This window comes from uncultured Rothia sp. (assembly GCF_963544205.1).
Taxonomy (GTDB): Bacteria; Actinomycetota; Actinomycetes; order Actinomycetales; family Micrococcaceae; genus Rothia.
In genome coordinates this window covers 133,614-155,370 of the sequence record NZ_CAUUDY010000003.1, presented here as the reverse complement: position 1 = coordinate 155,370, position 21,757 = coordinate 133,614, and the positions used below count along the sequence as shown (strand labels likewise).

Below are 21,757 nucleotides of genomic sequence, written 5' to 3'. Positions count from 1 at the left end.
CTACTGAGCCGGGGACGAGAAAGGGTGGGGATACCGTTTGGTATCCCCACCCTTTTGTGTTCTCTCAACCCCTGTGGAGGCGACGCCCCGGAAGCGAGCTACACCTCCGCGGGGTTACTTTAGGCCCATGCTTTTAAAGTCCTCATGAGCTTTGAAGTACTGCAAGACCTGCGGTCGGGTCAGAAGAACAAGGATGGCGATGTGCAAGGCAACATCAATTACGGTCTTACCTAGAACCAGCAGAACCATGACAGTGGGATCTCCATAGTGGTATGCGCCTGCTGTCCTCGCCACTTCTAGGATGGGCATACCAGCCCGGCTCAAAACAGGGAGCATTAGTACGCTCGATAGGGTGAGGAGGATGTATAGCGCACAGTCAACGATGACCAGTATGTGCGCCCATCGGGCTCCTTGCCAGAGCTGCCAGACGACGAGTCCTCCGATAGCGGTAAAGCCAATCCATGAGAAATCATTAAAATCCACACCATCCCAGGCCATCATGTAGAGGGATGCTAGGGCTGCCAATACCATCACAGCAATTGCGCAGCCCATTGCCGCACGCAGAGCGGCAGGTTGTGAAGGGACGTAGACTACCCCGTAGGGGCCCGGTGTTCCGTACGAAGGAGCGGGTACGCCCGGAACCGGAAAGTTCGGTGCCATAGCGTTATTGGGCTGAGCTGCCTGCGGTGCCGGATTGGCGCCCGGCGGGTTGGGAACGTTGTTAAACATCGTCGTTCTTTCTTGTATGTGCCCCACGCTGATGCGTGAGCCGGTGATTGTTTAAGTGATTGTTCTATCCCCCTGCAGGCTCATGCGAAACCTGCATTAGGGGGTGGGCGGGGTATGCCCCGATTGGTTATGTCTTCTGCAGTACGAGTTAGCGCACGCCCATGCGTCGCAGGTCTCCACGCAATTGGATGTACCGCCCCACCTGCGGCTGGCAGAGAAGAACAATAATCACGATGCGGCTGATGAAATCAAAAGCGAGCTTTGCATACAAGACTTCAAAGGACATAAACGGGCCAAAAAACATCACTTTATACATTGCTGATTGGTTGTCGTTGTCCAATAAAACGTGAGAGAAGAGAGCTACAAACACAAGATCCAGGATCATGCGTAGTGCGCCCTCGATAATAATCGCCTTTCGTGCCCATTGATAACCATCATTGAGGCGCCCAGCAGCGAATGCTCCAAAAACAATGGGGAAGATCATCGTAAGCCCCATGGTCGTGCCTGCCAGCATATACGTGAACGTGAACTCTAAACCCACAATAGGCTGTAGGGGATACGTAGACAGGAACACAATCATGAAGATGAATACAATCTTGATGGCGAGGGGGCGCGGGGGAAGATTGCTGGTTACCTGAGGGTTAGGCGCACCGTGCACGGGGCGGGAACCAGCAGGAACCGGAGGCTGAGGTGCCACTGCTGCGGGTGCTGCGAAGTTCGGTGCCGGAAAGTTCGGTGCTGCGGCATTAGGCTGAGCTGCCTGGGGTGCCAGCGTGCCCACTGAGGTGCCGGAAGCGTTGTTAAACATCGTCGTTCTTTCTCTCGTATGCTCGCACTATGGTGCGCAAATCGGTGGTTGTTCCACTTTCTAGGTAAATTTAAGTGAAACCTACCTAAAAGAGTTATTTGATGTAGTTAGCTGAGAGAATAATACTTTTTCAGTATAGGGTAAGCCCTTCGAGGGGAATAGGGCTTTTTATAGAAAGACTGGAACCTTTTAGACAACTCAAAGGGTTTTACCAGCTAGAAGATTGCGATGTTTAACGCGAAAGGGTGGGGATACCGTTTGGTATCCCCACCCTTTTCATGCTCTAAACCTTTTGGTGATAGTGGTGCCGTTTGGGACAAACGCCCTAGTTGAGGCGGTAGCCTTCCTCGGTGTACACGGAAGTATCCTTGTAGCCGCGCTGTTCGTTGCGGGAATTCCTCCGTGCATCCTTGCGGTGGGTCGTCTTGTACTGTTGTGCGACTGCCTCTTCAGCCCGTCGGTTAGCTTCTTTCTCTTCCCGACATGTCTGCTCTTCTTCCAGGTGAGCACGCGTTTCTGTGTCCTGATGCACAACGATCCAACCGTCAGCGGCGTTCACCTGTTCACGTGCTTCTATCCATGCCAACCTCGCAGTAGCCATAAACGACCTGGTGGAGCGGCTCAAGAGCAGCACAACTATCAGAAGGTAGAAGGCCGTAAGAAAAGCTCCCATAATGTCACTCACCACAATGGAAACTACGTAGTCTCGGGGCCTTGAAGTCAACGATTCATCCGCCAGCCTGGAGAAATAATCAGCCGAGATGAAAGATTGCAAACTCATCGCCCCGACAAACACCACAAAAGCACTACCGAAGAGGGTGAGGAAGTACGCCCATCTACGGCCCTTCCACAGTCGACGGAGGACGAAAATCGGTATAAGAGAGAAGATGAAGGTAGCAAATATGCCTGAAATGATGATGCCAGGCATATTTTCCATAACGCGGTCTGGGACCTCGTTATGGATAGATACATAGATACGTTGGATTGCGGACAAAACAATAATGGCTGTAGCGCACCACATGACGCCGCGCAGCGTCTTCGGGCGCGGCGGGAGCACCACCTTAGGGGCGGCAGGCGCAGTGGAGGCGGCGGGGCTAGTCTGCGATGAGGATTCGTGCAAAGGTTCGGAAGTAGGGTGCACGGGTCATCCTAACGGTGGTTGGTGAATAAAGTTATCGGTGAGCTGCAGGTCCGGGACCCGCAGCCAGAATCTGCAAGGCTAAATCAGGTAGTCCTCGCTGCGGCGCAAACGCCAATCACGGCGCGCCTCCATGTAAGAACGCGACTGACGCGACCACACCAACGCCAACGCCACCACGCACACCAGCATGTACGGCGCAGCAATATACACGGGCGTATACAACGGCGAAGCGCTACTGAGCAGCAGCTCAACATCCTGGCTCGGTGCACCATTCAACGTACCCAGAAGAGCCGCAACCGCCAGCATAATCAGCAGGGACGCCAACACACCCAACGCCAACGCCACCGACAGCACCAGCGCTGCCCAACGATAACCGCGCAGATACGCCACCGTACAAAAACTATGCAACGTCACGTTACCGAACGCACTCACCAGCAAGAACATCACCGGGTAGTACGCCTGCGCCTCCACCAGCGACTGGGCACGCCAGGTTGACAGGTGCGCCAGCTGCGTCGTCGCATAGGTGACGCCGGTGTACCCAATCAGCACCAGCCAACCCACAGCAATAGCGAGCAGAACCCAACCCGCCACAGACACGAGGGTCGGGGTGGCAGGCTTCGTAGGATGGGTGGTGTTCGGAGCGGATGGCGGAGAGGACTCAACGGCGGACATAGCTGAATCTTTCGAATGTCGGCTGATAGTGTGCGGAAGATGTATGAGCGAGTGTGTGGTGTGTGGGTGGCGGCGCGGCGTTCGTCTACCGCGCCGCCTCAAAAACTTTAGGCAGAAATGGACGGGTCAACCGTCGCAGAAATACTGTCAGGTAACGACGGCGAATCTGCCTGATTCGCCATCGCAATCCTCAAATTATTGAAGCGGTAAATGGTCAGCAACGATAAACCGACCTCGCTCAACCAGACCAAGCCCAAGAGCACAAGCACCAGCATCGGATCAAGGCCCAACGAAACACCCGCCCAGTCAAGCATCAACAACAGGAACGTGATGGGTGAAAGCACCAAACCCACCGCAATATACCCAATCAGCGAACAGATCGCCCACACGCTATACACGGAGGCGTCCGCCGAATCGCGGGGAGGGCGCACCAGCGGCCACATCTGAACCACCAGGTAGAGAGCGGCAACAAACCCAAAACAAATCGCCAACGGCTGCGTGTACTGAGAAATAATGAGGCCCTCAACCAGGCTCAAAATACACAAAATAACAGCGCGAGCCAGGAGGTTTTTCCTCAGCTTCTGCTTGCGTTCCTCCACCTCCTCAGCGGTGTAGGTGCGCAGAAAAGCGGGAACCTGACCCTGCCCCGGGAACGGCGGCAGAGGACCCGTCGGGTGCGTACGCACCACAATCGGCGGGTTCGTACCATCCTGAATGATGACGGTAGAAGTCGCCGAAATAACCGGATGCGAACCAGTCACCACCGGCGGCACGTTCAGCGGAACGGACACCTCCGGCGTAGCAGGAGTCACGTGACGAATAGGCGCCTGAAAGCGAGTCTGCATACTGAGGTCTTCATCCGGGCGTTCCTCGGATGAAGCGGCATCTGTATTCAGGTGTGTAGCGCCCATGAGTGGCCTCCTGGCAGGTGCGGATCGTGTTTCTGTCTCTACCGTATCACGCGTACTTTAAGGGAATCTGAGCAGTAGCTGGGCGCCGCGGGCAACGCCGCCCAGCATCATTAATTGCCTCCTGTTGAGGCGCAGGTTAGCCCTGCTCCGCCGCCTGCGAAACCTCCGCGTTCGGCTCTGCTACCTTCTGCTCTTCTGCATTCTGGTGCTCTTCCTCCGCCTTCTTCCGCTTGCTACGGCGCAGGCTCCTGCGAACCGCCAAACTATAGAACAGCGAGAACAGAACCTCCAACGCGAAGGAAGCCATCACCGTCAGCAGGGTCACCGTATAGAACATGCCCACCCGGTCCAGCAGAGTCTGCGGGCCGTGCAAGGCCACGAGTACATAGGTGAAGAACGCCGTCATGATGGCAGCCGCAGCCCCGGATGCCACATTCGCAAGCAGCACCAGCTTCACCGAACGGTTTGCCCGGTAAATCATGGCAAGCCACATGTGCATCACCAGGTACACCAGCGGCACCGCACCAATCGGGAAAAGCGTGACGCGAATGAAGTAATAAACAATAATCAGCGAAGGAACCACCAGCAGGAACACACGCACCAGGTAAAGGTTCTTAGCCGGCAGCGGATACTCACTGGCAACATTCCAGAACTCGTCAGCCTGCTGCTCCAGCTCCTCCATCGCCTGCAACTGCATCAGCTGCGCCTGTGACATATGTTCCTGGGACATATGCTCCTGCGGCACAAGATCCGAGGAACCCGCCACCGGCGCCAGCTCGGCGGCAGAAACCGGTTCGCCCCTCCGCATACGAGCGGAATCAGCCATACTAGCCCTCAAAAATACCGCGCGAACGGTCCTTACGCACGCTCTCAGCAGGGAAAATACGGCCGCTCATGCTGATGTACACGCCCGGCTCCAGCAGGTTCAGGGCGGCAATAGCGGCACCCAGGTTGAAGCCTGCATCCGAACGAGCCATCACGGCGGGCTGCATCGCGCCGGTCAGCACCACAACCTTATCGCCCAGGTCAGCGTGCTCCACCAGGTAGCGGGCGGTCTCCGGCATAGTGTCGGTACCGTGAGTGATGAGCACCTGGTCGTTGGTAACAGCGTTCAGCGCCTCGGTCAGCTCGGCACGATCCTCATCGGTCATGTCCAGGCTGTCCTTACCAATCAGCGGGCGAATATCAAAACGGATATCAGTAATCACGCGGTCCAGCAGGTCCTTAGCGGCAGGCTCACCAATATCCATGGTGCCCGCCACCGAATAGAACTTATCAATCGTGCCGCCAGTGGCAAGAATCGTAATCTCTTCAGGGTTCTTAATGGTGACGCTCACGGGGTTTCCTCATCTTTTCAGGTCAACGTACACGAACTAAAAACTGCCAGGCCAACCCGGCAGAATACGCCCCACCACACGGGATCAACACGGGGTGAAAAGCCCACGCATGAGGGTGAAGACGCAAAAACCCGCCGACCCCCGCAAAGCGGGAGGCGACGGGTCGGCTAGTGCGCCCTGTGGGGCTCGAACCCACGACCTGCGGATTAAAAGTCCGTAGCTCTACCGACTGAGCTAAAGGCGCTCCTATCCACACAAAATTGAAAGTGTGCAGATAGAAATACTATACACTACCGGCCCCCAGCCGATGAACGGTACACTGGGAAATCCTATGTCTACACCCGCAGCATCAACCGGCGCCTCCGGGCGCGCACGACACCGAACCCACCACCGCCCCGTCCTCTACTCCGCCGAAAAGTTTGAACGCCACGAAGGCGGCATGGACCCCGCCGCACGCGAGGAGGCGGCACACGCCTCCGCACGCATCCTGCTGATGCGCGGACGCGGCACCGATGAACAGATGACCGAACGGCTCGTCAGCTTCACCGACGACTACGGTATTGAGATGCTCGCCGAACTCTGGTCGCACGCGAGCGCCCACTCCCTGCCGGGTGCGCTGTGGCGCATGTACTGGCTGCGGGATCTGGTGCATCGTTCGCCGCGCGGGGTGAGCCGCGCTTTTGAGCTGGGCATGGCGGAGGATTACCGTTCGCACGTGGTCGCGGGTGTTCCCGACCCGCCCGGTGCCGATGAGGTGGTCCACACGATTGATGAGATTCTGGCGGGCCTGTACACCGGCGATATGGACATTGCGATGGAACGCTGCGCCGCGTTTGCGCACGTGGTGGCGTTGGGTATTCGCGCCGATTATGCGCGCTCTGCCGGGCAGGATGGTGCGGTTCCGGGTAGCCACGAGGTGAAGCGTGAGGCGGTGGAGCGTCGTGCACGCCTGCCGCGTCAGGCTCAGCAGATGGAGCAGATTGCGCACGATTTGGAGGCGGTCGCCGCCCAGCTGCGCGCCGTTGAGGCTGGTCAGCAAGCTAACGGGGGTTCCGGGGCTGATTCTGCGCAGGAAAAATCGCAGACCAACCTCGAAGCATTCTAGTCTTCTGCGACGTTTAGCCGCCCAAAAATGCGGGTTCGTGCCGCGAATTGGCACAGGTTCCACATTGGGTCGCACAGGCATGAAAAGCCTGTTTTCGATTGACTCTGCGCCGGGTGCGGGTGGATAATAATTACAAGATGTCGGGTTGCTAATAGGTAGCCCCGGGCTCCAAATCTTTAGCCGCTTCGAGCGGCCTTCCGCCGAGAGGCGCTCCCAACCCGACATCCCTAAACGTTCCGGTGGGGGTCGAGAAATCGACCCCCACCGTTTTTGTTTAAACCCGGTCAAGAAGCCACTGTCAGCTCGGCGCGATTGCGCATGAAAACCGGGTGCCCGTGAGATACCCACGAGCTGTGCGCACCCGCAACCCCTAATACTGGTTAGACTGGGAACTATGCTGCACCGACTTTTTCCCCACGCTAACGAATCCCTCGCCTCCCTCGCTGAAATCTCAGCGCAGGTCGGTGAGGCAGCCGCGTTGCTCTCCGAAATGGTCGGCTCCCCCGTCGCAGAGTACCCCGAACTCTTCGAACGCATGCTCACCCACGAGGCGGACTCCACCAACCTGCTGTTCCGTACCCTCACCGAAGTGCGCAGCTCCTTCTCCCCGCCGATCCCGCGTGAAGACCTGTACACGCTGGCACGCAAGCTCACCAACGCCGTTGAGAAACTCACCAGCGCCGCACACGTGCTATCCCTGCACAGCATTGACGGCTTCGCCACGCACATCACCTCAATCCTGGACATTATTCAGCGTCAGGCGGTGCTGACCGCCGCCGTCATCCCCAAACTCGCCGATATTCGCGGCCTCGACAACTACTGGATGGACATGCTGCGCATCTCCCGCCAAGCACTGCGCACCGCCGAAGAATACGACGCGTACATTGCCGAACGCTACACCCCCGAACGGTACCGCCGCTACGCCACCTTCCTCGCGCAGCTGACCGCCGCCTCCAACGCTATGCGTGATGTGTCTGCCGAAATCGGCCGCATCATCGTTCAGGAATCCTAATGCTCCTGGGTCTTCTCGCCTGCTGCGCCTTCATTGCCGCGGTCTACATCACCGCTCTGCACGACGCCTCAAACGCCGTCGCCATTCCGGTGCGTACCCGCGCCCTCGGCGAGCGCTCCGCCCTGTACCTTGCCGCGCTCTTCAACGTGCTCGGCGTTGTTGGTGCGTTCCTGCTGCTCGGTGAGTATTCCGCCTCGTGGGTGAGCGCCCCGGACGGTACCACCGGCCTGAACGGCATCGTTGCGGCGCTGCTGGTCTGCGTTATTTGGGGTGTGCTCACCTGGTTCCTGCGGTTGCCGTCCTCCTCGACCCACGCGCTGGTGGGCGCCCTCGCCGGCGTGAGCTGGTGGACCCAGACGAAACTCGAGGACGGTGCTGAAGCCTTCGGTTCCCTCGCCTTCCTGCCGCATATTTTTGGGGCGACCCTACTGCCGCTCTTCTACCTGCCGCCGCTGATTTTTCTGCTGTCTTGGCTGATGGTGGTGCCGTTCTACCGGCTCGTGGTGGGGCATAACCCGCGCCTGGTGAATCAGCACGCCCGCGAGGTGCTGGCGGTGTCTGCCTCCGCGATTTCGCTGCTGCACGGCCTGCAGACCGGCTACCTGTATCTGCTGCTGTGGGCGCTGCTGAGTGAACGCATCATGGACCCGGCGCTACTCCAATCCCTCACCAGGGGCGGGATGCTGCTGGGTGCCCTCGTCATTGCCCTCAGCCTGGGCGCGGGCACGCTGACCGGTGGCCGCCGCATCGGCTACACCTTCGCCTACAAGATGGTGCGTCTGGATCCCTTCCGCGGCGCGGTCGCCCAGGGCACCACCGCCGTTGTGCAGGTGCTCGGCTACTTCCTGCTGCAGGTGCCGTTCTCCTCCTCGCACCTGGCGACCGCCTCGGCGCTCGGCGCGGGCGTGAACCAGCGTTTTAACGCGTTGAAGTCCAGGATTGTTCTGCAGATTCTTCTGGTGTGGCTGGTAACCATTCCGGCGTGCTTTGTGCTCGGAGTGCTGGCAATGGTGGCGCTACAGTCCATCCACTAGATTTTGGGGACGCTGCATGCCCCACCGTGTCCACTGCCGCGGGATAGCCGGGCAGCGGGTTGAGTCTGAACAGTGCACACCTTCATAATGGGTTGAGTTCTTGGGCTGGCACGCGCCCACTCACCCTCGACTGATTGTGGTTATGTCTTCTCCTACCGTAGCTATTCTGGTCCGCACGAAGGACCGCCCCCGCTTCTTGAGCCGCGCCCTGGAGAATATTGCGCAGCAAACCTTCACTGACTACACGGTCTGCGTGATTAACGACGGTGGTAACGAGCAGGCGACCCGCGCCGTTATTGAGGCGTCCCCGCTGGGTATGCAGGGCTCTGATGCGCAGGGTTCCAGCCGCGTGCAACTGCTGACCACCGCCGGCGACAACATGGAGGCGGCATCCAACGCCGGTTTGGCGGCGACCACCTCCGAATTCGTGGCGATTCACGATGACGACGACCTGTGGGCACCCGAGTTCCTGGAGCGCACCGTCGCGGCGCTGGAAGAGAGCGGCGCGCTCATGTGCACCACCCGCATTGTGGAGCGGTACGAACGCGAAAACGCCGATGGCGAGTTCGAGGTGTACGAGGAGCGTATTTTCCACGATGGCCTACCTGGCGTGGGTTTGCAGTTCCTGTTCCGCACGAACCGTGCCGTGCCGATTGGCATTCTGTACCGCCGCAGCCTGCACGAGCTGGTCGGTTTCTATGACGAGTCCCTGCCGGTGGTCGGCGACTGGGAGTTCAACATGCGTGCCGCCTCTGTTGCAGATATTCTGCTGGTGGATGAGCCGCTGGCGTACTGGTCGCTGCGCCCCGACGCGGAGGGCTCCGAGGCGAATAGCGTGAAGCGTCAGGCTGATCACGCCCGCTTCGATTCGATGGTGCGTGCCCGCGCTATCCGCGAGGATCTGCAGGCGGGTGCCCGACCGGGCGCGTACCTGTACCAGGCGCATCTGGCGGCTGACTTGGAGCGCCGCGTCATTGACGGGCACGATCTGACCCGTGAATCCCTGGACATTCTGCGCTCTATTGAGAGCCGCCTGGAGCGTATTGAGGCTCGTCAGCAGGCTATTGAGTCCCGCCAGCAGAGCATTGAGGAGCGCCTGCGGGTTCTGAAGTACCTGCGCGCACCGGGCCGTGCACTGCGTTCCTTTGCGCAGCGTTCGCTCAATCAGCGTTCTCAGGCTCGTCGCGGTACTGAGGCAGGTTCTACCGGCGAGAAGGACGCATAGCCGTGACAGAGAATAATCATTCTTCTACAGCGCCGCCCGTTACTGAAGCACCGCACTTTAATGAAGCACCGCGCGTACTCGTCATCGGCGATATCGGCCAGCACACCTACCACGTGGGCGACGAAGCCATGACCATTGCGAGCGCCCAGGCGCTTTCCGAAGGCGGCGCGGCGGTCACCCTCATGACCCGCGATGTGGGCCATTCAGCGCGCTATATCGGCGCGGCTGCTCATGAGGCGGGCGCCCCCTACGAGTACCTGCCGTTCTTCCTCTTTCCCTGGGCACCGGCTGAACGCGAGCTGACCCTTGCGGCGCTCGAGTGCATCCTGGTGGAGCTGCACGCCAACCGGGAGCGCCCCTCCACCGCCGAGCTGGTGGCGTTACCGCAGGTGCAGGCACTGCCCGAGGTGTTGCATCCGCTGGAGCAGACCGTTGAGCGCATGGTGGAGTTCGCAGGCTCCATCGCCGCCATGGACGCGGTCGTGGTCTCCGGCGGCGGTAACCTCAACTCCCGCTACGGCTGGCTGCTCTACGAACGTGCCGCCGCGGTACGTGCCGCCGAGCATGCGGGCGTGCCCGTGTACGTGACCGGTCAGTCCCTGGGCCCGGTCCTCAACCCCGAGGATGCGCAGGTTCTGGAGCGCATGCTGCGCGCCGCCCGTTCGGTGACGGTGCGTGAAAGCTCCTCGCTCGCCTGGTGCCGTGAGCGGGGTATTGACGCGCGTCTGAGCGTAGATGACGCCACCAACTATCGGGTGGCTTCCCCGGCGCGTACCCTGCACTATGCGGAGGGTATTTCCGCAGGTCAGGCACTGAATGAGCTGCCGGAGCACTACGTCTGCGTGACCGTCAACGAGTGCACCAACCAGCAGGCACAGCAAATCGCGCGCCTGCTCGACGGCATGTGGCGCGAGCACGGCTACACGCCCGTCTTCCTGAGCCACTACGGTGACCCGCAAGACCCTGCAAGCGGCGATATTCAGGCGCACCAGCGCATCGCCAAGCGGCTCAGCCCCTCCACCCCGACGACCCTGTTACCGGTTCTGCACGCCGACCAGAGCATCGCCGTGCACCGTGCGGCGGCGTTCACCCTGACCAGCCGCTACCACCCGGCGGTGTTCTCCGCCGCGGCGGGTATTCCCGTGCTCGCCCTCGTGCCGGATGCGTTCACGCAGATGCGTGTGGGCGGCGCCCTGCGCCAGTACGGGCTGGGCGAGTTCACCCTGCCGTTGGGCATGCTCGCCGGTGGGGTTCCCGAGCTGATGGTTGCCGCCGTCCTGCGGTACGCGGCGGTGGCATCGGATGCACGCCGCATCGAGCTACTGGAGGTTCTGCGAGCTGAGCGCGCCTACCTGCTCGCGCAGATTCTTGCATCCGACGCAGAAATTCGCGGCGAGTCAGAAAATCACGGCGAAGCAGAAGCCCCCGCCCCCTTCCCCACCGTGGAGCAGGTCCCGGCGCTCCCCGAACCGCTGGGCGCGACCGTCCGTGCCGCCCGCGAGCTCTTCACCGAAACCTCCCTCACCGCAGGGTTCGAGTGGGCGATGTCTGACCGGGCGCACTCCTGGGATGCCGAGCACCGCCGGCAGCTCGAGCGCGCCCGCGCAATCGGCGGGTACAGCGCGCACGGTATTCACGGGGCACACGGTGCAGAAGAAACGCGCCCCATCACCATTGAGGCTGATTCTGAAGCACCCGCCGAGACGCATTCCGCCCAGCCGGGTCTGCTGGCGAGGGTGGCGCGGCGCCTCCGCGGCTAGATTCGCGGCTAAGCCCCTTGCACTGAGGTTTCGGCACGCAAGCTGAGGTTTCGGCACGCAAAACCGCCCAAGCCGGGGCGCTAAGCGGGGTTCGGGGCGCGGGGTCTCTCACACTTCAACCCAACACTCCCCTACCCCCTTGTGCACCGCATATGCGCCGGTATGATGGTGCCCATGGCACGATTCGCAGACATTCTACGCACTACTGAACAGAACACCCGACAGTTCATCCGTGAGGGTGTTCATCGAGTCCGAGCAGACTTCTTTCAGTCTGTGCAGATTGTTGCGGCGTCTATGGGCGCTTGGCTTTTCGCTGAGCACATCCTGGGCCACCACGAGCCCATTTTCGCGCCGGTCGCTGCCCTCGTATCCCTCGGCTATGTAAGCGGTGCTAAGCATTCCCGCCGAATCCTTGAGGTATCCTTCGGCGTGACCCTCGGCATTCTCATTGGCGACCTTCTGCTGATCCTGCTCGGTCACGGTACCTGGCAGGCGGCAGTGGTGCTTTTCTTGACCGTGATTATTGCCCGATTTATTGATAAGGGCATTATTTTTACGATTCAGCTCAGCTTCCAGGCCTGTTTCACGTTGCTACTGCCCGTACCTGACGATGCGTTCACCCGCAGTTTTGACGGCATTGTCGGTGGCGCCTTCGCGTTCCTCGCCATGTACCTGATGCCGCGCGACCCGCGTAAGAACCCGCGTGCCCGCGCGCAGGCTCTCATGGATGCGTTCGCGAAGGTTTTCCAGCTCTCCTCCGAGGCAATCCGCTACTACGATTACAACAAGGCGTACCAGAGCCTGCTCGATGCGCGCGCCCTGCAGCCGCTCTACGATGCATGCCGCGGTGACCTGATTACCGCGCAGGGCATGAGCGAGCTGTCCTGGAATAGCCGCAAGAGCAAGGGCGAGCTGGCGCGCATGGCGAAGACCCTCGCCGCGGTGGATTTGGCGATTCGTAACGACCGCGTGCTCAACCGTCGTATGGCGTCCACGATTCACCACGTGCAGTTGCGTACTGCCGCGCAGCTCTCGCTTAGTGACGCACTGACTGAGCTGTCGCTGGCGGCGCAGAGTCTCGGCCTGGGTATGTCTGCCCCGACGGAAGGCGAACGCGAGCACTACATGATGGCGGCACGCGAGCGCATGATCAAGCTTGCCGGCACCCTCGAGCCGCGCACCATGGGTGTGGCGACTTTTGAGGGCGAGTCGCTGGTGCTGATGCTCCGCCTGATTGTGGTGGACTTTTTGGAGGCGACCGGCTTGTCCCACAAGGATGCCGTGGCGGTTCTGGTACCCCTCGGCGAGGCGGTCACGAAGCATGCACCGCGCACCTCGGCAATCCCGATTGTTGACGCTGACATGGACGACTCCACGGTGGTTGATGACGTGACCGATAGCGCGGTGAACACCCACCACACGAACAAGCTCAACACCCGCTCGATCAACATTATGTTGCACGAGAACGAGGAGGAGAGCCGCTCCTCCTAGCGGGGCTCTAGCAGGGTTCTGGCAGGGTCAGCGGCAACCCACCAAGACGCACAACGGAGGGGCTCCCGGCGGCATTCACGCCAGCCGGGAGCCCCCTCCTCTGCTATCTCTATGCTGTTGATGCGCGGGTGACTATTTCTGCGGGAAGAGCAGCGCGAGCGCCTCACCCAGGGTGGTTACCTCACGCACGGTGACGCCCTCGGGCACGTCCCCCACACCGGTCGGGGAGGCGGGCACCAACACGTGTGTGAAGCCCAGGCGGCCCACCTCCGCGATACGCTGGCGGATGCCCGGCACGGCACGCACCTCACCCGCCAGGCCGACCTCGCCGAAGACCGCGAGTTTGCGCGGTAGCGGCTTATTTTGCGCCGCCGAGGCAAGGGCCATAACGCACGCCAGGTCGGCAGCGGGCTCGGCAATTTTTGCGCCGCCCACCGTGGAGACGTAGCAGTCGAGCTTGCCCACGTTCAGCCCGGCGCGGCGTTGCAGCACCGCCAACAGCATCTGAATACGCGCCGAATCCAGGCCCGAGACGGTACGGCGAGGGGCGGGCGCCACCGCCTGATCCAGTAGCGCCTGCACCTCCGCGAGCAGGGGTCGACGGCCCTCCATCGTGACGGTCACGCAGGTGCCCGCCACCGGGTGCGGGGTACTCGAAACGAACATGCCGGAGGGGTCCAGCACCGGCGCGATGCCGTCCTCGTGCATGTCGAAACAGCCCACCTCGTCGGTGGGTCCGAAGCGGTTCTTAATCGCGCGTAGCATGCGGATATTCGAATGCTTATCGCCCTCGAACTGGCAGACCACGTCCACCAGGTGCTCGAGCAGTCGCGGGCCCGCGATGGTGCCTTCCTTGGTCACGTGGCCCACGAGCAGGGTGCACATATTGCGTTCCTTCGCGGCGGCAATCACGGAGGCGGCAACCTCACGCACCTGGGTCACGCCGCCGGCGCTACCCTCAACTTCCGCGGAGGCGAGGGTCTGCACGGAGTCAATGACCAGCAGGGAGGGGTTGACCTGCTCAATATGCGCCAGGGCGGTGCCGAGGTCGGTTTCGCTGGTCAGGTAGAGGGTATCCGCGATGGCGCGGATGCGGTCGGCGCGGAGCTTGACCTGCGCGGCGGATTCCTCGCCGGTAATGTACAGGACCGGGTGCGGCGGCTGGGTGTTCTGCACCGGATTATTCTGCGCCCCCTGCTGCCCCGCATTTCCGGCGGTGCCGCGCGCGAAGGTGGCGGCAACATCCAGCAGTAGGGTGGATTTGCCCACGCCGGGTTCGCCCGCCATGAGGATGACCGCGCCGGGTACGAGTCCGCCGCCGAGCACGCGGTCAAATTCGGGGTTTCCGGTGCTCATGTAGGCAGCTACGCGCGAGTCGACTTCTGCGATGGGCTGGGCGGGTTTCTGCACGCTGGATGCGGCGCGGGTGCGCGCACGGGTGCCCCCGGCGGCTTCTTCGACGGTGCCCCAGGTTTGGCATTCGCCGCATCGGCCTACCCATTTGGCGGTGGTCCAGCCGCATTCGGTGCAGCGGTAGGCAGGTGCGGTTTTGGTGTTTTTCGTGCGCGCGGTCATGGGTCTATTTTAGGGTCTGGGGCGATATGGTGCGCGGTGTTTGGTCAGGGCGAAATGGGGTACCGCAGAACACATTTTTACTCTTAAATGCAGATAGTTTCACCTCGTGCACTCCCGTATAAATATCGAGAATATACGTTCGCTTTTAAGGCACTTTAGCCCGCCGTTCCGCCCCTGACCTGGCTCAATAACCACCCTTACGGGTACAATGTTTTTTGTGCAGATGAATTATAGTGACCTATTGCTTAAAACTATCGCCCGAATCGCCCCCGGCACCGAGCTCCGCGAGGGCCTGGAACGCATCATGCGTGGCCGTACGGGCGCACTCATCGTACTCGGATCCGACCGCACCGTATCCTCCCTGTCTTCGGGCGGTTTCAACATCGACACCGAGTTCTCGGCAACCCGCCTGCGCGAGCTGGCGAAGATGGATGGCGCTATCATCTGCGACCGCGACGCCACCCGCCTGTTGCACGCCGGCGTGCAGCTCATGCCGGACGCCTCCATTGAGACGAACGAGTCCGGCACCCGCCACCGCACCGCCGAGCGCACCGCCATTCAGACCGGTTTCCCGGTGATTTCGGTGAGTGCCTCGATGTCCGTGATTTCGGTGTACGTTGACGGCACCCGCTACATGGTTGAGGACAGCCAGTACCTGATGGCTCGCGCAAACCAGGCGATTCAGACCCTTGAAAGCTATAAGAAGCGTCTGCGTTCGGTGCTCTCCAGCCTGTCTGCCCTGGAGATTGAGTCGAACGTTTCCCTGGGCGACGTGGCGATGACCCTGCAGCGCATGGAGATGGTGAACCGCATTATCCGCGAAGTCAGCCACTACGTGCTGGAGCTCGGCGTGCACGGCCGCCTGATTGCCCTGCAGCTGGAGGAGCTGCGCGCCCCCGAGATGACCGCTAACGACCTGATTCTGCGCGATTACCTGCCCGAGGTGAACGACGAGCTGATTACCGCTGGCGTTGAGGCACTTCAGAACCTGGACGATATGGCTATCGTGGATCTGCGCACGATTGCCCGCACTGTCGGCTTTGGCGAGAACCCCGATCTGGAGTTCCCCCTGCAGCCTCGCGGTTTCCGTCTGCTCGCCGGTATTCCGAGCATCCCGAACGCTATTTCTGAGCGTCTGGTGGAGCGCTTCGGCAGCCTGCAGGCTCTCATGGCGGCATCCCTTGAGGATCTGCGCGCCGTGGACGGTGTGGGTGAGGCTCGTGCCCGCACGGTGCGTGAGCAGCTGTCCCGCATGGCGGAGAGCAGCTTGGAGAAGTACCTCTAAGAAAGACCCATACGCAAAGCCCCCGTGCCGGAAGACTATCCAGCACGGGGCTTTTTCCGACCTCACGAGAACCTTTTGCATTATGATGTAGTGACAGCGGAGTTTTCTCCGCACCCTGATGTCTCATGCATCATGACACCCCCTGGAGGTCACAATGTCGTACTCACGAGCTAAGTATCCGTCGGCTAAGCGCCCCGTCCCGTTCTTCGTGTGGGCGTCCCCCATCCTGTTCCTGATTTACCTGCCGCTGCTGTGGTTCAAGGTCATCCCCAATTCTTTTGAGGTGACCGACCTGTCCACCCTGCTGTTGGCGGCACTGCAGTGGACCGCTTTCGGTAGTCTGCTTGGGTACCTGGGCGAGCGCCGCTTCGCCAAGCCTCGCACCTCCAAGTAATCACCAGATAAAAGCTCATACGAGAAGCCCCCGCGCCGGAAGACTATCCAGCACGGGGGCTTCTCACGCCCATTCACGGGCGAAAACTATAGAAGTGAACTACTGAATCACAAAGTTCACCTGAGCCGAAGTCACACCATTCACCGTGGCAGTCGCCCAATAAGATCCCTTCTGAGCGGTCGAAGCGGAGGAACAACCCAGAACGTTGATCTTACGGTCCCACGCCAGATCGGTTGCGCCCTCGGCACCTGCGGCCACCTCAGACTTCTGAACGGCGGTCGCCGCGCACAGGCTACGGGTGTACACCTGAGCCGCACCGGAGGTGATGTTCAGGTCCACGCCGGTGTTCGTGCCCTCGCCGCCCACGGCGCAGGGGGTCTTCGAGGAGTTCGTGTAGGTCACGTGGAAGGACACCTGCTCACCGGCCGCGAAGGTACGCTTCGCGGGGGTGACGGTCACCTTCAGGTCGTTCGCGGTGCACGCCGCAACAACAGCCGCGGTGGTCACCGAGGGAGCCGGTGCGGGGGTGGCCGGGGTGACTACGGGGGTAGCGGTGGTCGCGCTTGCAGTGGGTGCTGCAGATGCAGTCACCGAAGGGGTTACCGAGGCAGTTGCCGAAGCAGTCGCGCTAGCGGACGGGGTTGCCGAAGCAGTCTCGGAGGGGCGAGCACTGAAGCTCTGGAAGGGTGCACCGGAAGCCGTCGCGGTGGAGGCTACGGTAGCGTCCTTCTTGCCATTAATCATGCCGACCATGGAGGTCACGCCAGCGACCAACAGCAGAATGACAGCGAGCAGAGCAATGACCGCCACGATACGACGACGGCGGTACACTTCGGGAGGCAGAACGGGACCATTTTCAGACATACCCTTAAGGATACCGGGTTTAACCCTGAGATTCACAGTGAACTCTGTTCATGCGGTTTTGGGAATATATGCCCTGTGGCGTAGGCTTTTCGGATGACCTCAGAGCCCAAACGCACCGCACGCACACGCCCCGAACCTACCCTGCCCGAAGGCACGAATACCGAGGCGCTCCACCACCGAATCAACCAGTGGTTCCTCGACCAGGCACGCGATTTGCCGTGGCGTCGCGACGAGTGCACCCCCTGGGGCGTGATGGTCAGCGAGTTCATGCTGCAGCAGACCCCCGTCAAGCGTGTTCTACCCGTGTGGGAGGAATGGATGCGCCGCTGGCCCACCCCCGCCGACCTTGCCGCCGAGCCCGCCTCGGAGGCGGTGCGCGCCTGGGGCCGCCTGGGTTACCCGCGCCGCGCGCAGCGTCTGCACGGTGCCGCTGTGGCGATTGTGGAACAGCACGGCGGTGAGGTGCCCGCCGACTACGAGGCACTGCTGGATTTGCCGGGCGTGGGCTCCTACACTGCGGCGGCGATTAGCGTGTTTGCGTTCGGTCTGCGCGCCACAGTGATTGATACGAATATCCGCCGCGTGCATGCGCGCGCCGTGTCTGGCAAGGCACTACCCTCCCGCTCGTTGACGGCGACTGAGACTCGCCTGGCGGAGGCACTCATGCCCGCCGACACCCCCACCTCCTGCCTGTGGAACGCGGCGACCATGGAGCTCGGCGCGCTGGTCTGCACGGCGAAGTCCCCGAGCTGCAAGCTGTGCCCGGTGGAGGATCTGTGCGCCTGGATTGCGGCGGGCAAGCCGGAGGCGGATTACACTCCCAAGGGTCAGAGTTGGCACGGCACGGATCGTCAGGTGCGCGGGGCGGTTATGGCGGTGCTGCGTGCGGCGCATGAGCCGGTGAATCGCGACCTCATCCTGGGTGCAGGCACCACTGCGGTCACTGGTGCATCAGCTTCGCCTGACTTGGCCTTCCCGGCGGATGCACCCGCCGCGGTGCATCGCCCGCTGAAGGCGCTGTACGACCTCTCCCCCGTTGCCGAGCAGCTGCAGCGCTGCTACGCGGGGCTTCTGGCGGACTCTCTCGCCCGCGAAGTCGCCCAGGGTGATACTGTGCTCGTCTCGCTCTAGTACCCGCCGCAGAAAGGCTCCTAGAGGCTCCTGGGGGGCTTATAAAAGCATAGAAACGCCTGAGGGGCGGTACCGGAAGTATCCGGTACCGCCCCTCAGGCGTTTAGTGCACTAAGCCTAGCTACCTAGGACTTATTCCAGAGCTTAGTCGTTGCCCTGACCCTCAGCGGCAGGCGCCTCAGCTACGGGAGCCTCGGAAGACTCGCCCTCGTTCAGCTCCTGCACCGAGTCCAGAGCCAGCTCCTTCATCGGCTGAGAAGAGAAGACGAACTTCGCGGAGTCGCCCTCACCCTCAACGTCCACGGTGATCTTCTCACCGGGCTTGATGTCGCCGAAGAGGATCTTCTCGGACAGGGCGTCCTCAATGTTGCGCTGCATCTCGCGGCGCAGAGGACGAGCACCCATGGACGGGTCGTAACCCTTAGCCGCCATGAGGACCTTCGCAGCGTTGGTCAGCTCAATGGACATATCCTGCTCCGCCAGGCGCTTAGCCAGGCGACCCACGAACAGGTCCACAATCTGCAGAATCTCAGACTCGGAGAGCTGCGGGAAGACGATAATGTCATCCACACGGTTCAGGAACTCGGGGCGGAAGTGCTCCTTGAGATTCTCCATCACACGTGCCTGCATGCGCTCGTAGTCGGCTGCGGTATCATCCATCGCTTGGAAACCAACCGGGATGCGGCGGTTCACGTCACGCGAACCCAGGTTGGTGGTCATGATGATGACGGTGTTCTTGAAGTCCACCACGCGACCCTGCGAGTCGGTCAGGCGACCGTCTTCCAGGATCTGCAGCAGCGAGTTGAACAGGTCGGCGTGAGCCTTCTCCACCTCGTCGAACAAGACCACGGAGAAGGGCTTGCGGCGGACCTTCTCGGTCAGCTGGCCGCCCTCATCGTAGCCAACGTAGCCGGGAGGCGCACCGAATAGACGGGAGACGGTGTGCTTCTCCTGGTACTCAGACATATCCAGGGTGATGAGCGAATCCTCATCACCGAACAGGAACTCCGCCAGAGCCTTGGCGAGCTCGGTCTTACCCACACCGGTCGGGCCGGCGAAGATGAACGAACCACCGGGGCGGCGCGGGTCCTTCAGACCTGCTCGGGTACGGCGGATAGCGCGGGACAGTGCCGCAATAGCGTGCTCCTGGCCGATGACGCGCTTGTGGAGCTCCTGCTCCATGGTCAGCAGGCGGCTGGACTCTTCCTCAGTGATCTTGTAGACCGGAACACCGGTGGAAGCGGCAAGAACCTCAGAAATAACCTCGGGGGTCACGGTACCGAATGCGTCGCCGCCTTCGCGCCATGCCTTCTCGGCTTCTTCCTTCTCAGCCAGGACCTTCTGCTCCTGATCACGCAGGCCTGCGGCCTTCTCGTAATCCTGGGAGTTGATGGCGTCTTCCTTCTGCTGGCGCAGCTTGGCGGCCTTCTCGTCGAGCAGCTTGATTTCCGGGGGTGCGGTCATGCGCTTGATGCGCAGGCGTGCGCCCGCCTCGTCAATCAGGTCGACAGCCTTATCCGGCAGGAAGCGGTCAGAGATGTAGCGTGCCGCAAGGTTCACGGCAGTCTCGATAGCCTCGTCGGTAATGGTGACGCGGTGGTGTGCCTCGTACTTATCGCGCACACCCTTGAGGATCTGCACGGCGAGCTCCTGAGAGGGCTCCTCAACCTGAATCGGCTGGAAGCGGCGCTCCAGGGCGGCGTCCTTCTCAATGTGCTTGCGGTACTCGTCCAGGGTGGTTGCACCAATGGTCTGCAGTTCGCCTCGAGCCAGCATGGGCTTGAGGATGGAGGCAGCGTCAATCGCGCCCTCAGCGGCACCTGCACCGACGAGGGTGTGAATCTCGTCAATGAACAGGATGATGTCGCCGCGGGAGCGGATTTCCTTCAGGACCTTCTTCAGGCGCTCTTCAAAGTCACCGCGGTAACGGGAACCTGCGACCAGGGAGCCCAGGTCCAGGGTGTACAGGTGCTTGTCTTTGAGGGTCTCGGGGACGTCACCGTGCACGATAGCCTGTGCCAGGCCCTCCACGACGGCGGTCTTACCGACGCCGGGCTCACCAATCAGCACGGGGTTGTTCTTGGTACGGCGGGAGAGGACCTGCATGACGCGTTCCATCTCCTTGTGGCGGCCGATGACCGGGTCCAGCTCGCCCTCACGTGCTGCTGCGGTGAGGTTGCGGCCGAACTGATCCAAGATGGTCGAACCCGCGGGAGTGCCTTCGCGAGAGTTACCCGCACCCACGCCGGCGGTTTCCTTATCGCCGGAGTTGTTGCCGGGGTAACCAGAAATCAGGTCCATAACGGCCTGGCGCACGGTAGCGGGCTCAGCGCCCAGCTTGACCAGCACCTGGTTTGCCACGCCCTCGTTTGCACGAACCATTCCCAGCAGGATGTGTTCGGTGCCGATGTAGCCGTGGTTCAGCTGAATAGCCTCGCGCATGGACAGTTCGAGAACCTTCTTCGCGCGCGGGGTGAAGGGGATGTGGCCGTTAGGCGCCTGGGGGCCGGGGCCGACGATGTCCTGAACCTGTTCACGTACTGCGTTCAGGGTAACGCCCAATGATTCCAGGGCGCGGGCACCGATGCCTTCGCCCTCGTGAATCAGACCGAGCAGCAGGTGTTCGGTACCGATGTAGTTGTGGTTGAGCATGCGTGCCTCTTCCTGGGCAAGCACCACAACGCGCCGAGCTCGATCGGTAAAGCGTTCAAACATTTACGCACTCCTTGCATTTTCCTATTGATACAAGAGTACGTTGAGCTGCGGGTTTATGCCCCCCGTGTGGGCGCCTGTTCGCCATCAAGAGAACAGATGAGCTGTTCGGGGCGTTTTGAGCGTGTTTTCGGGCGCCTAGGAGGGGGTTCCGCGGGATTTTGGGGAGGTTCCAAGGAGTAGCTCCACAGGTGAGGGAGAGGTCGGAAAGCAGGTGCGGAGGCTCTGCAAGTGGGCCCTAAGGGGTACTAGAGCCGATACGAGGGCGCCTGGGAGAGCAGAACCCACAAAAAGCCACACAGACCCACACTGAAACCCCTAGTTTTCTGCACGCGCGTGAATATATTGCAGAAATTTTTAAAAATTTATATGTTTGCGTGAGAAATTTCAATAATTCGCAAAAATATATACAGCTCGATTATTGGCAGAATATTTCCACATAATTCCCAGGCAATCTACAGCAGAATTTCCTCCGACAATCATCTCGACATCAGGAAAGTATCATGGCAAATCTCCACGACAGCACACGGGCAGCACGCTTATTATTTTCTACCCCATTCAGCGCATGCAC

Annotated in this window: 19 protein-coding genes and 1 tRNA gene; 9 read left to right on the top strand and 11 right to left on the bottom strand. The window is 61.0% G+C overall.

Annotation, left to right across the window (positions count from 1 at the left end; translation table 11 throughout):
- Positions 1 to 114 precede the first annotated feature (114 nt).
- The 8 genes from RWZ58_RS03340 to RWZ58_RS03305 all read right to left on the bottom strand — a co-directional run bounded on the left by RWZ58_RS03340 (position 115) and on the right by RWZ58_RS03305 (position 5,842).
- Positions 115 to 729: a hypothetical protein gene (locus tag RWZ58_RS03340; RefSeq protein ID WP_314657399.1), complete on the bottom strand. Its 615-nt coding sequence runs from the start codon at positions 727 to 729 to the stop codon at positions 115 to 117.
- Between the two features lie 148 nt (positions 730 to 877).
- Complete coding sequence (locus RWZ58_RS03335; protein WP_314657398.1) at positions 878 to 1,537, bottom strand: hypothetical protein; 660 nt, start codon at positions 1,535 to 1,537, stop codon at positions 878 to 880.
- 325 nt (positions 1,538 to 1,862) lie between these two features.
- A complete protein-coding gene (locus RWZ58_RS03330) occupies positions 1,863 to 2,678 on the bottom strand; it encodes a hypothetical protein (RefSeq protein ID WP_314657397.1) in 816 nt (271 codons plus the stop codon).
- A 78-nt stretch (positions 2,679 to 2,756) separates the two neighbouring features.
- Entirely contained in the window at positions 2,757 to 3,350 is a 594-nt protein-coding gene (locus RWZ58_RS03325; protein WP_297604638.1) for a multidrug DMT transporter permease, read from the bottom strand.
- A gap of 107 nt (positions 3,351 to 3,457) precedes the next feature.
- Positions 3,458 to 4,261, bottom strand: a complete 804-nt coding sequence (locus RWZ58_RS03320; RefSeq protein WP_314657396.1) for an organic solvent tolerance protein OstA — start codon at positions 4,259 to 4,261, stop codon at positions 3,458 to 3,460.
- Positions 4,262 to 4,397: 136 nt separating this feature from the next.
- A complete protein-coding gene (locus RWZ58_RS03315; RefSeq protein WP_314657394.1) occupies positions 4,398 to 5,087 on the bottom strand; it encodes an amino acid transporter in 690 nt (229 codons plus the stop codon).
- 1 nt (position 5,088) lies between these two features.
- The gene (locus RWZ58_RS03310) at positions 5,089 to 5,598 is read right to left on the bottom strand and encodes an asparaginase domain-containing protein (RefSeq protein WP_070832225.1); all 510 of its coding nucleotides are present in this window, start codon (positions 5,596 to 5,598) and stop codon (positions 5,089 to 5,091) included.
- 171 nt (positions 5,599 to 5,769) lie between these two features.
- Positions 5,770 to 5,842, bottom strand: a tRNA-Lys gene (locus RWZ58_RS03305).
- A gap of 87 nt (positions 5,843 to 5,929) precedes the next feature.
- On the opposite strand from RWZ58_RS03305, the gene RWZ58_RS03300 reads away from it, so the two are divergent.
- The 6 genes from RWZ58_RS03300 (at position 5,930) to RWZ58_RS03275 (ending at position 13,225) form a co-directional block, all read left to right on the top strand.
- Positions 5,930 to 6,703 carry a histone acetyltransferase gene (locus RWZ58_RS03300; protein WP_314657391.1) on the top strand — a complete coding sequence of 258 codons (774 nt, stop codon included), beginning with the start codon at positions 5,930 to 5,932 and terminating at the stop codon, positions 6,701 to 6,703.
- A gap of 394 nt (positions 6,704 to 7,097) precedes the next feature.
- A complete protein-coding gene (locus RWZ58_RS03295; RefSeq protein WP_005504391.1) occupies positions 7,098 to 7,715 on the top strand; it encodes a hypothetical protein in 618 nt (205 codons plus the stop codon).
- Positions 7,715 to 8,749 carry an inorganic phosphate transporter gene (locus RWZ58_RS03290; protein WP_314657389.1) on the top strand — a complete coding sequence of 345 codons (1,035 nt, stop codon included), beginning with the start codon at positions 7,715 to 7,717 and terminating at the stop codon, positions 8,747 to 8,749. Before RWZ58_RS03295 ends, RWZ58_RS03290 begins: the two co-directional genes overlap by 1 nt.
- A 142-nt stretch (positions 8,750 to 8,891) precedes the next feature.
- A complete protein-coding gene (locus RWZ58_RS03285; RefSeq protein ID WP_314657387.1) occupies positions 8,892 to 9,974 on the top strand; it encodes a glycosyltransferase family A protein in 1,083 nt (360 codons plus the stop codon).
- A gap of 2 nt (positions 9,975 to 9,976) precedes the next feature.
- Complete coding sequence (locus tag RWZ58_RS03280) at positions 9,977 to 11,734, top strand: polysaccharide pyruvyl transferase family protein (protein WP_314657385.1); 1,758 nt, start codon at positions 9,977 to 9,979, stop codon at positions 11,732 to 11,734.
- 162 nt (positions 11,735 to 11,896) lie between these two features.
- Positions 11,897 to 13,225 (top strand): FUSC family protein, encoded by a 1,329-nt coding sequence (locus RWZ58_RS03275; protein WP_314657383.1) that lies wholly within the window; start codon positions 11,897 to 11,899, stop codon positions 13,223 to 13,225.
- A 132-nt stretch (positions 13,226 to 13,357) separates the two neighbouring features.
- Here the strand turns inward: RWZ58_RS03275 and radA are convergent, their stop codons facing one another.
- On the bottom strand, positions 13,358 to 14,800 hold the full coding sequence (gene radA, locus RWZ58_RS03270) for a DNA repair protein RadA (protein ID WP_314657381.1): 1,443 nt from the start codon (positions 14,798 to 14,800) through the stop codon (positions 13,358 to 13,360).
- A 208-nt stretch (positions 14,801 to 15,008) separates the two neighbouring features.
- Between radA and disA the strand changes: the two genes are divergently transcribed.
- Both disA and RWZ58_RS03260 read left to right on the top strand, forming a co-directional pair.
- Complete coding sequence (gene disA / locus RWZ58_RS03265; protein WP_314657377.1) at positions 15,009 to 16,085, top strand: DNA integrity scanning diadenylate cyclase DisA; 1,077 nt, start codon at positions 15,009 to 15,011, stop codon at positions 16,083 to 16,085.
- A 154-nt stretch (positions 16,086 to 16,239) separates the two neighbouring features.
- Positions 16,240 to 16,479, top strand: coding sequence for a phosphoglycerol transferase (locus RWZ58_RS03260; RefSeq protein WP_314643811.1), 240 nt, complete (start codon positions 16,240 to 16,242; stop codon positions 16,477 to 16,479).
- Positions 16,480 to 16,578: 99 nt separating this feature from the next.
- Here the strand turns inward: RWZ58_RS03260 and RWZ58_RS03255 are convergent, their stop codons facing one another.
- On the bottom strand, positions 16,579 to 17,343 hold the full coding sequence (locus RWZ58_RS03255) for a hypothetical protein (protein WP_314657375.1): 765 nt from the start codon (positions 17,341 to 17,343) through the stop codon (positions 16,579 to 16,581).
- A gap of 93 nt (positions 17,344 to 17,436) precedes the next feature.
- Between RWZ58_RS03255 and RWZ58_RS03250 the strand changes: the two genes are divergently transcribed.
- On the top strand, positions 17,437 to 18,474 hold the full coding sequence (locus RWZ58_RS03250; protein WP_314657374.1) for an A/G-specific adenine glycosylase: 1,038 nt from the start codon (positions 17,437 to 17,439) through the stop codon (positions 18,472 to 18,474).
- Between the two features lie 144 nt (positions 18,475 to 18,618).
- Here RWZ58_RS03250 and RWZ58_RS03245 read toward each other — a convergent pair whose 3' ends face one another.
- Positions 18,619 to 21,189 carry an ATP-dependent Clp protease ATP-binding subunit gene (locus tag RWZ58_RS03245; RefSeq protein WP_314657372.1) on the bottom strand — a complete coding sequence of 857 codons (2,571 nt, stop codon included), beginning with the start codon at positions 21,187 to 21,189 and terminating at the stop codon, positions 18,619 to 18,621.
- Positions 21,190 to 21,757 lie beyond the last annotated feature (568 nt).

Bases quoted from the DNA above. Each gene is read 5' to 3' on its own strand.
- RWZ58_RS03295 (WP_005504391.1), top strand. From the start codon at position 7,098: ATGCTGCACCGACTTTTTCCCCACGCTAACGAATCCCTCGCCTCCCTC.
- RWZ58_RS03250 (WP_314657374.1), top strand. From the start codon at position 17,437: ATGACCTCAGAGCCCAAACGCACCGCACGCACACGCCCCGAACCTACC.
- disA (WP_314657377.1), top strand. From the start codon at position 15,009: ATGTTTTTTGTGCAGATGAATTATAGTGACCTATTGCTTAAAACTATC.
- RWZ58_RS03245 (WP_314657372.1), bottom strand. From the start codon at position 21,189: ATGTTTGAACGCTTTACCGATCGAGCTCGGCGCGTTGTGGTGCTTGCC.
- RWZ58_RS03285 (WP_314657387.1), top strand. From the start codon at position 8,892: ATGTCTTCTCCTACCGTAGCTATTCTGGTCCGCACGAAGGACCGCCCC.
- RWZ58_RS03340 (WP_314657399.1), bottom strand. From the start codon at position 729: ATGTTTAACAACGTTCCCAACCCGCCGGGCGCCAATCCGGCACCGCAG.
- RWZ58_RS03300 (WP_314657391.1), top strand. From the start codon at position 5,930: ATGTCTACACCCGCAGCATCAACCGGCGCCTCCGGGCGCGCACGACAC.
- radA (WP_314657381.1), bottom strand. From the start codon at position 14,800: ATGACCGCGCGCACGAAAAACACCAAAACCGCACCTGCCTACCGCTGC.
- RWZ58_RS03290 (WP_314657389.1), top strand. From the start codon at position 7,715: ATGCTCCTGGGTCTTCTCGCCTGCTGCGCCTTCATTGCCGCGGTCTAC.
- RWZ58_RS03255 (WP_314657375.1), bottom strand. From the start codon at position 17,343: ATGTCTGAAAATGGTCCCGTTCTGCCTCCCGAAGTGTACCGCCGTCGT.
- RWZ58_RS03315 (WP_314657394.1), bottom strand. From the start codon at position 5,087: ATGGCTGATTCCGCTCGTATGCGGAGGGGCGAACCGGTTTCTGCCGCC.
- RWZ58_RS03335 (WP_314657398.1), bottom strand. From the start codon at position 1,537: ATGTTTAACAACGCTTCCGGCACCTCAGTGGGCACGCTGGCACCCCAG.
- RWZ58_RS03320 (WP_314657396.1), bottom strand. From the start codon at position 4,261: ATGGGCGCTACACACCTGAATACAGATGCCGCTTCATCCGAGGAACGC.
- RWZ58_RS03325 (WP_297604638.1), bottom strand. From the start codon at position 3,350: ATGTCCGCCGTTGAGTCCTCTCCGCCATCCGCTCCGAACACCACCCAT.
- RWZ58_RS03260 (WP_314643811.1), top strand. From the start codon at position 16,240: ATGTCGTACTCACGAGCTAAGTATCCGTCGGCTAAGCGCCCCGTCCCG.
- RWZ58_RS03275 (WP_314657383.1), top strand. From the start codon at position 11,897: ATGATGGTGCCCATGGCACGATTCGCAGACATTCTACGCACTACTGAA.